The 12,212-nt window shown below is 57.1% G+C and carries 12 protein-coding genes and 1 pseudogene; 4 read left to right on the top strand and 9 right to left on the bottom strand.

Annotated elements, in window-relative coordinates; translation table 11 throughout:
• Positions 1–131: 131 nt before the first annotated feature.
• The 7 genes and pseudogenes from CWI66_RS16335 to CWI66_RS16310 form a co-directional block, all read right to left on the bottom strand.
• Positions 132–1,007, bottom strand: a complete 876-nt coding sequence (locus CWI66_RS16335; RefSeq protein ID WP_016915510.1) for a pirin family protein — start codon at positions 1,005–1,007, stop codon at positions 132–134.
• Positions 1,008–1,141: 134 nt separating this feature from the next.
• Entirely contained in the window at positions 1,142–2,653 is a 1,512-nt protein-coding gene (locus tag CWI66_RS16330; protein WP_081194983.1) for a sodium:solute symporter family protein, read from the bottom strand.
• On the bottom strand, positions 2,646–2,873 hold the full coding sequence (locus CWI66_RS16325; RefSeq protein ID WP_100732264.1) for a hypothetical protein: 228 nt from the start codon (positions 2,871–2,873) through the stop codon (positions 2,646–2,648). The genes CWI66_RS16330 and CWI66_RS16325 overlap by 8 nt, the downstream gene beginning before the upstream one ends.
• Before the next feature lie 49 nt (positions 2,874–2,922).
• Positions 2,923–4,332: an amidase gene (locus CWI66_RS16320; protein ID WP_100732263.1), complete on the bottom strand. Its 1,410-nt coding sequence runs from the start codon at positions 4,330–4,332 to the stop codon at positions 2,923–2,925.
• Between the two features lie 142 nt (positions 4,333–4,474).
• Positions 4,475–5,179 (bottom strand): LysR substrate-binding domain-containing protein, encoded by a 705-nt coding sequence (locus CWI66_RS16315; RefSeq protein WP_232710977.1) that lies wholly within the window; start codon positions 5,177–5,179, stop codon positions 4,475–4,477.
• A gap of 15 nt (positions 5,180–5,194) precedes the next feature.
• A pseudogene (locus tag CWI66_RS18450) lies at positions 5,195–5,371 on the bottom strand (helix-turn-helix domain-containing protein); the annotation flags it as partial.
• Positions 5,372–5,405: 34 nt separating this feature from the next.
• On the bottom strand, positions 5,406–6,446 hold the full coding sequence (locus tag CWI66_RS16310; RefSeq protein WP_100732262.1) for a zinc-dependent alcohol dehydrogenase family protein: 1,041 nt from the start codon (positions 6,444–6,446) through the stop codon (positions 5,406–5,408).
• 148 nt (positions 6,447–6,594) lie between these two features.
• On the opposite strand from CWI66_RS16310, the gene CWI66_RS16305 reads away from it, so the two are divergent.
• The 3 genes from CWI66_RS16305 (at position 6,595) to CWI66_RS16295 (ending at position 8,776) form a co-directional block, all read left to right on the top strand.
• Entirely contained in the window at positions 6,595–7,074 is a 480-nt protein-coding gene (locus tag CWI66_RS16305; protein WP_016915513.1) for an Lrp/AsnC family transcriptional regulator, read from the top strand.
• Positions 7,075–7,203: 129 nt separating this feature from the next.
• Positions 7,204–7,497 carry a helix-turn-helix domain-containing protein gene (locus CWI66_RS16300; RefSeq protein WP_016915514.1) on the top strand — a complete coding sequence of 98 codons (294 nt, stop codon included), beginning with the start codon at positions 7,204–7,206 and terminating at the stop codon, positions 7,495–7,497.
• A complete protein-coding gene (locus CWI66_RS16295) occupies positions 7,487–8,776 on the top strand; it encodes a type II toxin-antitoxin system HipA family toxin (RefSeq protein WP_100732261.1) in 1,290 nt (429 codons plus the stop codon). Before CWI66_RS16300 ends, CWI66_RS16295 begins: the two co-directional genes overlap by 11 nt.
• 940 nt (positions 8,777–9,716) lie before the next feature.
• Here CWI66_RS16295 and CWI66_RS16285 read toward each other — a convergent pair.
• The gene (locus CWI66_RS16285; RefSeq protein ID WP_016915517.1) at positions 9,717–11,021 is read right to left on the bottom strand and encodes a Y-family DNA polymerase; all 1,305 of its coding nucleotides are present in this window, start codon (positions 11,019–11,021) and stop codon (positions 9,717–9,719) included.
• The gene (locus CWI66_RS16280) at positions 11,018–11,467 is read right to left on the bottom strand and encodes a LexA family protein (protein WP_016915518.1); all 450 of its coding nucleotides are present in this window, start codon (positions 11,465–11,467) and stop codon (positions 11,018–11,020) included. Before CWI66_RS16280 ends, CWI66_RS16285 begins: the two co-directional genes overlap by 4 nt.
• A 155-nt stretch (positions 11,468–11,622) precedes the next feature.
• Here CWI66_RS16280 and CWI66_RS16275 point away from each other — a divergent pair, with 155 nt between their 5' ends.
• Complete coding sequence (locus tag CWI66_RS16275; RefSeq protein ID WP_081138521.1) at positions 11,623–11,961, top strand: hypothetical protein; 339 nt, start codon at positions 11,623–11,625, stop codon at positions 11,959–11,961.
• Positions 11,962–12,212 lie beyond the last annotated feature (251 nt).

Raw genomic sequence — 12,212 nt, 5'->3', positions numbered from 1 at the left:
ACGTGAATGCGGCCCGGAATATCCTCAGCCTCGGGGCAGGACGTTGCCCTCAAGAAGTTGGAATCCCCGTCCTTTAGGGCGGGGAGGACGTCAAGGCACTACTATCGCGGCGAGCCGGTTTAGCGCGGCGGTTACAGCGTCAGCCCGCCAAACTTGCCGTTCTGGTAATCCTCTACCGCCTGCACGATCTCGTCGCGGGTGGTCATCACGAAGGGGCCGTGGGAGTAGACCGGCTCATCGATGACATCGCCATGGCCAAACAGCAGGCGCGCATCGCTGGCTGCCTCGATGGCAAGGCTTTCGCCGTCACGGTCGAGCTCAATCAAATGATGCGCTTTGGCAGGCTCGCCGCCCACCGTCACGTCACCACTCACCACGTACAGAAACACCTGCCGCCCAGGGGCTACGGGAAGCTGCTCATGGGCCCCTGCGGGCAGCGCGAGTGTGGACATGAACACGCCGGTCAGCGACTCGATCGGGCCTGACTGCCCTTGCCACTCCCCGGCAATCAGGTTGAGCGTGCCGCCGCCCGCTAGGGGAACGGCGGGTATGCCTTCCTGCTGCAGGCCCACGTAGCGCGGTTCGCTCATCTTCAGCCGCGACGGCAGATTGACCCACAGCTGGAGGATTTCCAGCGGCCCGCCTTCGCGCAAGAACTCAGGGGGCGAGATTTCTGCATGCACGATGCCGCTGCCCGCGGTCATCCACTGCACGCCGCCTGCATGAATCACGCTCTGATGTTTGGCGCTGTCGGCGTGGGCCAGCGAGCCCTCCAGAATGAAGGTGACCGTCTCGAACCCCCGGTGCGGGTGCGGCCCAAACGGCAGCCCACGATTATTGGCGGAATATACCTGCGGGCCGTGGTGATTCAGGAACAGAAACGGATCGAGCTGATCCACGCCAGGCCCCGGCAGCGGCCTGCGGGTGACCAGGTCTCCGATATCGTCACGATGGGCAGGGTGCTGAGCGACCATGCGGCGAACGGATGGGGTATGGGGTGATGACATGACGTCCTCCTTATCGATACGCCCAGCGTAAAACCTCAGCGACGCAATGAGGAGCGAATAATTTGCCTTGATTCATTGCAATAATGTGATGATCGTCAGGAAACGCTTGGGCCTCCGCCAGGCCAGCAGCGTGATCAAGAGCCAAGCGTTTTGACCCTCTCTCTGCGCATCCCCATCTTGCTCAGGCCCCGTGGGGCAGCAATGCGGAAGAAGCGCTCAACCACCCCGGCATCGGTGGCAGGCGTTATCAAGGAAACCGCGACAAACAACGGTAGATTGATCATCAGCCCCCAGAACCCTGCGTGAATACCCAGCGGGTGTGGCCACAACGTGGTAAAAGCCACCGTGACGAGGAAACCTGCCAGGATGCCTGCCATCACACCTAGGCGTGAGGCTCTCGGCCAGAAGAACATACCCACGAACGCAGGCAGTACCTGTGACGCAAATCCCAGGCCCACCAGTAGAATCATCACCAAACTGCCCGGCTCAGCAATCGCCAGCGGTGCCACCACTAAAAACATGACCGGTAGAATCAGTAACCGCGCTAGCCTTGCAGTCACATCGTTCGAAAGCTTCAGTGCGGGCTGCAAAACGTCTTTACTCAGCGACAGCGAAATCGAATGAATAAACGGTTCGCTGGAGGACATCGACGCCGCCAAAGTCCCCGCCCCCAGCAAGCCTACCAGCACCACCGGCAAGTGTTGCATCGCGTAATCAAGGGCAACCGTGTCGGCTCGGGCCAAGTCAGGGAGAGAGAAAATGCCGATGAAGCCCACCACTACCATGGGTAAAATCACCACGTAGTAGGTAGGTAACCACGTCGCGCTACGGCGGATAGTACGCGCCGATGAAGCACTCATCCACTGGGTCCAGACAGGGGGCATGAACGAGAACATGGAGACGATAATGGACGTGGTCCAGAAGCTGTAGCTCATGTCGCCCCCGGCACCCGGTAGCGTGAGAAACTCACCATGTTCCGCCTGGATACGCTCGAAGACACGGGAAAAGTTCACCCCCCCAGTGGCACTGTGTACGGCCCACAGGCCAACGGCCCAGGCAACCACCAGCATCAATACGCCCTGAAACGCATTCGTGCGCCCAATCGCGCGTTGACCACTGGCATAGAGGTAAACCGCTATGCAGCCAAGTACCAGGAATACTCCTAACCATACAGGAATCATTCCACCACTCATGACAAACAAGATATACGCCGAGCCAATGGTTTGCAGTACCGCATAAGCAACCGAGCCTATGGCCATGACCAACGCAGCCAAGGCCCCCAGCGTCGGGCTTTGATAACGATCTGCGATGGCACTTGCCTGAGTGACATGACCAAACTGCTCACCAAATTGCCATACCTTCGGGCCAAAGTACCAGGCAACCAGGGCCAGGTACGCCAGATAGATCGCCACATAAAAAACCGCCACCCCCTTGGAGTATGCCCAGCCGGGAGCTCCCATAAAGGTGTAAGCACTGACACTGCCTGCAGCTATCAGAAGATAAAGCGTTACAGGGCCCATACTGCGCCCCGCGACTCCCCACTCTTCCAGACTGTTCATCGAGCGGCCAGCCCTGGCACGGAGGCCGATGACCATGGCAACAGCAACGTAGGTCAGGGTAATCAGTAATGGCCAAGCGCTACTCATGGTCATCTCTCTCTACAATGTGGTTACCGATCAACATGACCACCACGCAGGTAAAAATCACTAGATAGCTCCACACCACCACCCATGGCAGCCCTAGTACCAGGGTGGCTCGGTTGACGAGCGCAATCACCGGCCAGGTACCTGCCCCAACCAGTGCCACAAACGCCATCAACAGCCCCCACCCTGCCCGTGAAGTCGGCAGTACCAATAAACGTCGCATGTATGTTCCCCTCTTGATATTTATTACCTTTGCTCAGTAAACGCCCTGCTCACTCCAGTACGCTTTTGTCACACACCGGCATCGGCAAGCACATTGGCAGCCCTAAACGGGCTTCCAGCTGTCGTGCCAACTTGAGCACGAAGTGGTCCGCAAAGCGCGGGCCAATCAATTGCACCCCGATTGGCATATTGCGCTTACTGAGGCCCGCATTGAGCGAGATGGCAGGCTGCTCTCCCATGTTCCACGGCACGGTATAGGCAATATGCTCAAATGGCTGACGGGGATCATTGGTAGGCGATGCCCACTCAGCAGGGAAGGCAATATTCGGTGTCGTGGGAGATATCACTGCATCCACCGTCTCGAAGACGGATTCCGTGGCACGACGCATCGCCATGGTTTGTTGAAAACCTTGCACTACCTCTACTCCGCTCAGGCGGGCACCGCCATCTGCCCAGGCCAGAATGGCCGGTAGCACCTGCTCGCGCTCTTCCGCCGCAAGCTTTGATAGCTCGCTCCACTGGCGGGCCTGCCAGAAGTGATCCAACCCATCCAACATTTCTCGGCTAAGCACGGGGGCCATCGGTACCAACGTGGCACCCGCCGCTTCCAACAGCCTTGCGGCCTGCTCCACGTGGTAGCGAATTTCTTCATCCAGAGCCAATCCACAGCCCGCCTCCATCATCACGCCTATTCGCAAGCCTTTGACATCCAGCGCGAGGTCCATCCAGTCAATATGTTCTGGGGGTAAGCGCATGGCATCACGTCGATCCGTGCGAGCAAGGGTATTCATCATGAGTGCGGCATCTTCGACGCTCCGAGTCATCGGCCCTGCGCAGCGTCCTACATAATAAGGGTCGATAGGTATGCGCCCCAACGTTGGCTTGAAGCCAACGATGCCACACCAGGCCGCTGGCAAACGCACTGAGCCGCCAATATCGGTCCCCACATGTAGCGGCCCGAAGCCAGCGGCAGCGGCAGCACCGGCCCCCGAACTGGACCCGCCGGTATTACAGGCCAAGTTCCATGGATTGCGGGTGATACCATGAAATGAAGAGAGCCCCGAGGAGAGCATGCCAAAATCAGGACAGGTGGTTTTCGCCAGGACCAGTGCGCGGTCTTCCGAGAGACGGGCCGCCGGGGGCGCATCTGCACTGGCAGTGGGCTGTTTGCCCAATCCCGTGCCCAGCGGCACCGGCACCCCTTCCGTGGCAATCAGCTCTTTTAGCGTGACGGGAACACCATCCAAAGCTCCGCTGGGTTTTCCCTTTGCCCAACGCTGGGTAGATGCCTCGGCAGCCTTGATGAACACCTCAGGCTGATAGCCATACAGTGCGTTGATGGAGGGCTCCCATTGGGCGATATGCGCGACCAACGCGCTGGCGACGTCTTTTGGTGAGAACGTATGGGCTCGATAGCCCTCAAGCAGTTGAGTCGCCGTTAGCTGGTGTAGTTCAAGCATCCCGTCACCTTAGTGCTGTTGTTATCAAGGTCAATAACCCCAGCATGAACCCACACGGTGCCTTCTGCTATTTCAATATTGACCTCAGCGTGTCCACAATTTGTGTGCACTTCGCCCACTCAAAAGCCTGCAGAAGCGGGCTCTATATTGTCTGCAATGCATTCGCCAATAGTGACAAGCATGCCTCAGTCGCAAAACTGCGCTGACGGTGGCGATAGACACAGAGGTCGACGCGTGCGGCTTCGAGCTCTGAAGATGAGATAGGGACGCTCACCAGGTCACCCAACTGACATTCCCGAGCGACTGCCATCGGTGGTAATACCAGCACGCCGGCACCGTTGATCGCGAGTGCTTTCTGGGTTTCAAGTGACGCGGTTTTGAAGGTGGGCACCAGCACCACATTGGCTCGGTGAGCGGCACGCTCCAGCGCTTGCCGAACACCATAGGACTCATGCGGCAGGATCAAACGGTGCTTCGCCAAGGTGTGCAGCGACAACTCGGAAGCGGTGGCCAGCGGATGGCCTGGCGCCACGACGGCATGGTGGTTCAGCTCGGCACTGGCGTAGGGCACAATGTCATCATGGCGCGGCATGAAGAAGGATAGGCCAATGTCCGCATCACCACGGCGTAATGCTTCGACCATCTGGTTTGAGCTGGCAATATCAATATCAAAGCTCAAATGGGAATAGCGCTGCCCCATCTTGGCTAACGCAGGCGCGAGCAGGCCTGCTACCACGCCTTCGGCCACTTGCAGGCTGACTCGGCCCGTGCGCAAACCTTTGAGGTCAGCGATATGCTCCTGCACCCGCTCCAGGTCACGGATGGTTCGTTGCGCCTGGGCGGCCAATAGCTCTCCCGCTGCCGTGAGGCTAATGCCGTTAGGGCCACGCTCAATGAGCGGGGCGCCCAATTGATGTTCCAGCAAATCAATCTGACGGCTAATCGCCGTGGGAGCAATGTGTAGCTGGGCCGCAGCCTGTCGAAGCGAACGACATCTTGCCACGGTGTCGAAGTAACGTAAGGCTCGACCACTGATCATCTATTAGCCCCCATCGCTATGGCAAAACCTTCGCTCAGAATTTCGTCACCACGGTGACCCCCGCGCCTTCGAACTTGTCCATGTTGATCAACGCCTGCACGGACTCTTCCAGCGTGATGCGGCGGCCAATCAGCTTTTCCGGCGCCAGTTTGCCCGACTGAATCATCGCCAGCATGGCATCGTAGCGATGCGCCTGCATGCCATGGCTACCCAGAATTTCCAGCTCGTTGGCGATCACCTTGCTCATCGGCACGGCGGGCGTGCTGTGGTCCGCCAGCATCAGCCCCACCTGAACATGCTTGCCGCGCTTGCGCAAATTGCTGATGGAGTTGAAGCAGGTGGTGGGGTGGCCCAGCGCGTCCAGCGAGACGTGCGCGCCGCCTTGGGTGATCTCGACCACCGCCTCCACCACGTCGGCCACCTGGTTGGCATTCACCGTGGCCACCGCCCCTAGCTGGCGCGCCAAAGCCAGCGCCTGCTCGGAAATATCCACCGCCACCACGTTGGCACCGGCTGCGCTGGCAATCATGATGGCCGACAGCCCCACGCCACCGCAGCCGTGCACCGCCACCCACTGGCCCGCCGACACGCGGCCCTGGTCTACCACCGCACGAAAAGAGGTTACGAACCGACAGCCCAGGCTGGCGGCGGTATCGAACGTCAGGGTATCCGGCAGTGCGACCAGATTCACATCGGCGTAGTGAATGCCCACATACTCGGCAAACGAGCCCCAGTGGGTAAACCCCGGCTGGAATTGAGCATCGCACACCTGATGATTGCCGGTGTGGCACTCCGGGCAGGTGCCGCAGCCACCCACGAACGGCACGGTCACCCGGTCGCCAACGCGCCACTTCGTCACGTCCTTGCCCACCGCTTCCACCACGCCGGAGAGCTCATGGCCCGGCACATGGGGAAGCTGGATATCCGGGTCGTGGCCCATCCAGCCGTGCCAATCACTGCGGCATACGCCGTTGGCCATCACCTTCACCACGACCCCGTGAGGCGCTGGCGCTGGGTCGGGCACCTGCTGGATGCTGGGCGGGGTAGAAAACTGCTCGTATACCACGGCTTTCATGGCTCACTCCTGAACGGTCGGCGGTGCGTTGGATGTATACGCACTATAGCGAGCCGCGCCCGAAATTACGTTTCCTTCTGATGGACATCCTGCGCCTTTTTGAAGCACTCTTTTCAACAAAATGAATAAACCGAAAGAGCCTTTCAAAATGAGCGAGCTTGATAAAAAGGATGCCCGATTAGCCACCTTGTTGCAGGCAGACGGGCGGGTGGCCAACGCACGGCTGGCCGAGCAGCTGCACCTGAGCGAAGCCACCTGCTGGCGACGCCACAAACGCCTGGAAGAGCTGGGAGTGATCGAAGGCTACCAGGCCATCCTCAACCGCCGCAAAGTGGGCGCCAGCGTGCTGGCCTTCGTGCAAATCACCTGCACCCAGCACAGCGAAGCCGCGACGGCAGAGTTCGAGCGCATCATCCAGGCCAGCTCCCGCGTACTGAGCTGCCACAACACCACCGGCGAAGCCGACTTCCTGCTACAGGTAGTCGCCAAAGACCTGGACGACTACAGCCACTTCGTCGAAACGGTGCTGCGCAAACTGCCCGGGGTATCGAGCATCCGCTCCAACCTCTCGCTGAGGGAAATGAAAGCGACCAGCCATTTGCCGGTTGAGGAGCTGTTGGGTCTGTGAGCGAGGCAATGGAAAAGAGCGCTGAAAGAAAGTGTATTCAGCAACCATAAAATGGATATAACCGTGTCTATAAATAGCTAAAATAGCCTAAAATGGATATAGGAGTATCCAGGTAAAGAAAGTGAGCTTATGCCCCGTTTTCTGTTGTTGGACGATACCGATGTTCAGCAGGCCTTTGCTGCCCACCTACGCAGGTTGCGCGAGCAGGCCAAGCTATCCCGTGCGGCGCTGGCGCAGCGCAGCTGTGTGCCCGCTCCTACCATCAAGAAATTCGAGCTCACCGGGCAAATTTCTCTACGCCAACTGCTGTTGCTCTGGCAAAGCCTGGATGACCTGGCACGGCTCTATGCGCTGACCCAACCCGACGCCCTCCCCACTAAACAGCCCTCCTCCATCGAAGAGGTGCTCAAAGATGGCCTTTAAGCCAACGCAGCGGTTGAACGTGACACGCACGCTCTCAACGGGAGAGCGGGTCGCGGCTGGCGTTTTAGCGCAGAACCGCCAAGGGGTCTTCTTTCAATACGCAGAAGGCTACGTGGAACAGCATGGCAACCTGTCGCCCTTTACGCTCAACAGCGACCTGACTCTTCAACCTGCCCCCCAAATACCACACCAAGGTCTACATGGGGTATTTGGCGACTGTTTACCCGATGGCTGGGGACTGCTGTTGCAAGATCGTGTCTTTCGTCAGCAGGGCATCGCCCCGACACAACTGACGGCGATGGATCGGCTGGCATTCGTTGGCCATCGAGGGATGGGCGCTCTTGCCTTTGAGCCCATATCAGAGGCAGCACCGACACAGGGTGATCACGAAGACTTGCCGACACTTGGCTTAACGGCTCAGGCCGTTTTCGATGGTCAAACGGAAGACGTGCTGAGTGCTCTCGTCGCAGCGGGTAGTTCCGGCGGAGCCAGGCCCAAAGCGCAGCTTTTCATGCCACCGGACAAGCCAACAACGTGCCGAACCGACGCCAAGCCAGGGGATGACGCTTGGCTGGTCAAGTTCACTTCTCAACACCTGCCACTGGGTCACGACGAAGGGCTCTGCGAAGCGGCCTACCTGGAACTAGCGAACACAGCGGGGCTTGAGCCGCCCGAATGGCAGCTGCTTCGCGTGCCTACGAGTCAAGGTGAGCGCGCCTGGCTTGCCATCAAACGGTTTGACTGGGTTCATCAGGCGCACCCTGCCGGGCGTCTCCACATGCATAGCGCCTGTGGACTGCTGGATGCCGATTTCCGAACCCCTAGCCTGGACTACGCCGACCTGATCAAAGCCAGCCGCCAGCTATGCCGCTCTCCCGCCGTCGGCCAACTGCAATTTCGACGCGCGCTGTTTAATCTGTTTGCCTGCAACCAGGACGATCACAGTAAAAACTGGGCATTTTTGCAAGACGATACAGGCCAATGGAGACCAGCGCCGTTCTATGACGTGACCTTTAGCCCCCACCCTTTTGCAGAGCACGCGACCGCCTACATGGGATTTGGCAAACAGCCTCCTCTCAAGGCGATGCAACGGCTGGCAACACAGGCAGGTTTCACGGATTGGAAACAGGCCCTGCCGTACGTTCAAGAGACAGTGGACGTTCTCAGCAGCTTCTCGGTAGTGGCCAAGCACCTCGGAGCGAGAGCCAGCACCATTGATCTCATCACCAAGCGGTTGAATCAGGCGTGGCGAGAGAACAAGGGGCTATTGAGCACCTGAGCAGACTGTAGGTCGTTGACGTGATCGCTTGGCTCAATGCGACTCTAGATCCTGCCCGTTCTGCTCATTACTCTGCTGAGTTGGCGCATCATCCCCTATAAAGACAGGCCTATCGTTCTCCCAAACCACGGCATATTGACCAAGGCGGCGTTTGCGCTCGAGCGTTTCGGCAACCGCCGAGCGTAAGCTCTCTAGCATCTCGTGAGTATCAGGAGTCAACTGAGTCATAGCGGAGATTTCTTCAGATTATGCAGGCTGCATAAGGAAGCGGCGCTGGATACCTGCTAGCAATATTAAGTCAGGCCCAAAAGCGAAAAACCCCGATGCACTCACCGAGGTTTAGACGCCGACCGGGCACTCCCTGTCCATTTAACTTCAGCTTGTAGAGTTTGGCATGCCAAGTCAATGCCAATACCTCATCACTCAATATTCTGTATCTTAATATTGATCTATAAAAAATATCTTAAAAATCAATTAACTATTACAAAAAAACATAAAAAAAATTATTTCACTACCCAATATACTACCCATTTGGTCTAGAGAAGCTCCCTCCAAGGCCATAGCTGTAGGGCCCTATGTGATTGCCTGCCCGCTTGGCAAATAACCCGAGGCCCTCGGCCTGCCATTTCCTCATCCCCGTGATCGGCGATTGATGATGTAGCACTTTCCACAAGGCAGGGTGACTGATCAGCTAGCAGTATCGCTTGTCGCGTATGCTCCAGATTTTCTGCCTAAAGTTAGCGACGAGTCGTCAGCACGTCGCTAGTACGGCTGTTGAGGTACTCCATCATGCAATTCATTTGCAGCCTAACAGACTTGATCAGTCGGTGATCAATGCAATGGGCTAGACTCTCCTGATCGCAGGGGCTCTCATCTTAACGAATCTAAAGATAGACTCTAAAGAAATATCATGGCATGGAGCTGAGAGCTTCCCTGATGGCTAAGGTGTTCTTAATTTTTTGAATCCAGTCCTTGCTATTAGCAGCTCGCCCCACTGAGTGGTGTAACGCGGCGTTCGTCGCTCGCTTCGCAGTGACCATGCGTTGTTAGAGCGCGCCAAGCCAATTTGCACAGCACCTCTGCCTAGCTCACGGTTGAGCATGTCCATAGTGTTCATCAGTCGTTCGCTACGTTTGTCTTCTTCATCAGTCTGAAGGGTTTCAGTGAGAGTGAGCTGTCGGTTAGCTTTAGGCGATAGATCAAGCAGCATGAGACCCACTTTGTGAAAGGCGTACCCTTTTCGCCAGAGACGACGCAAACCCTGTACCGCAGCGGCGATGATCTCACGACTATCATCAGTGGGCCGATCCAGAGAAATGACCATTCGTTGACGATATTGGGGTAAATCCGTACGAAACGAGTTGGTGCGGATAAACACCATGACGGCGCTAGTGACGCTTTGCTGCTTACGAAGTTTTTCGCCCGCCCTGGCAGCATGATGCCGTAGCGCCTCCCTTAACTGATGGGGATCGTTGGTAAGCCGCCCAAACGAACGAGACACCATGATCTGTTGTTTAGGCTGGCCCATGTCATCTAGCTGAATGGAGGGTTGCCCCCGCAACTCCCAGACAATGCGCTCCTGCACCACACTAAATTGCCGACGGATATGTTTCGGGTCTGCCTCTCGCAGGTCCCAGGCAGTCTCAATGCCCATGACGCGTAATCGCTCGCTGGTGCGGCGTGCAATGCCCCATAGTTCGGTGACAGGCAACTGCTTCAACAACGCTTTAGTAGGCGCGCCTTCTGCAAGCAACGTGCATACACCTTGGTCTCTATATGCAGGGTGTTTTTTAGCGGCATGATTGGCGACCTTGGCCAACACCCGAGTCGGCGCAAAACCCACTGACACAGGTATACCTGTCCACTGCTTCACCGTATCCCGCAGAGCTTGGCCTCGTTGCTCCAGGGTGTCTACCTCAAATCCCTGAAACCCGACAAAACTCTCATCAATGGAATACACCTCTACATGGGGTGAGAACTCGCCCAGCACCTCGGTTACCCGCTGAGACATGTCTCCATACAACGCATAGTTGCTGGATAGCAGCACAGCTTGGCGGCGCACACTTGGTGGTAGCAGGTGCATGGCAGCCCCCATTTCAACGCCCAGTGCTTTTAACTCGTTAGAGCGGGCGACGACGCAACCATCGTTATTGGATAGTACCCCTACAGGACGACCTTCCAGTGACGGGTTGAAGACACGTTCGCAGGAGACATAGAAATTGTTACAGTCGATCAAGGCCATCATTGCAGCGTTGCCCCTGGAAAGCTGTGAAGCACATGAGTTACGACGCCCCAGACGTGCGACTCACGACCATCTAAAGGAATGGGAGGGTAAGCAGGATTACTTGCCCGGAGATAAGTCCGCTGCCCTACTCGCTCAAGGCGCTTTACTGTGAGCTCACCATCAACACAAATGACGATAATGCGACCTGGTAAGGCTTCGAGACTGCGATCCACCACCAGCAAATCCCCATGATGAATTCCATCACCAATCATGGAGTCTCCTTCAGAACGTACGAAATACGTTGCAGCAGGCCGTTTCACCACATAGCGGTGAAGATCAAGATCGGTGTCCAAGTGGTCATCTGCGGGTGATGGAAAGCCTGCGCGCACGGCACAGGTATAGAGCGGTATGGACTGCGACGCCGTTAAAGCGTCTGATTGTCCCAGTAATGTCACTGGTAAAGTCATGAGCACCTCCATCGATAGCTGTATATAAAAACAGCATCTAAAAAGCGCTTACTTAACGCAATACCTCATCGGCGTATCCCAACCGATTTCAGACCTATATCACTCCTATGCATCCATCCCCATGGAACCTTTTTCCCTTGCATAGGAGCTTCAATATGCCCCCACCCTGTAAGCGTTGTGCATCAACGCGCATGCTGAATCTGGATACAGCCCAGCGCATAAGCGTGGTAGGCAGCACCTTGATTGGCGGTGCTATTGGCGCATGGCGCGCGACGGCCATCTCCGGCCCACTGCCATTGGCGGTGACTCGCTTTCCATTGGCAAAACTGCCTGCCGCCATGATGGGTGCCGTGGCCGGAGGTCAAACCGGCTCACGCATGGCCACCTCGCTGTTTGAGCAGTGGCTGCCAGTTGGCAGCGGGACACCGTGGTTATGCTTGTCTTGCGGCTGCACCTACCGCGACGCCTACCCGCCTTTAGCACCTAACGCTTAACCTATCGTTGTTCGCCCTGTGTGGGGCGAATGATCCGCCTATTCACTTTCGCGCGCTGGCCTTTGGTCGGCGCTTTTTTTATGTCTGGAGAATGACTCATGGCACATCTCGTTGAACAAATGGCTTACGTAGGCGATACCCCTTGGCATGGCCTGGGGCAGCAACTTTCTCGACTGAAGTGGTCCAATTGGAGCGGACACCCCGATAAGCCTCATAATGGAGGCAATGGAGGTGTTCATGACCAAGAAGAC

It is taken from the genome of Halomonas sp. 141 (genome assembly GCF_002810305.1).
In the GTDB taxonomy this organism is placed as follows: domain Bacteria; phylum Pseudomonadota; class Gammaproteobacteria; order Pseudomonadales; family Halomonadaceae; genus Vreelandella; species Vreelandella stevensii.
The sequence above is the reverse complement of the archived record's forward strand: the minus strand, read 5'-3'. Positions and strand labels throughout refer to the sequence as shown.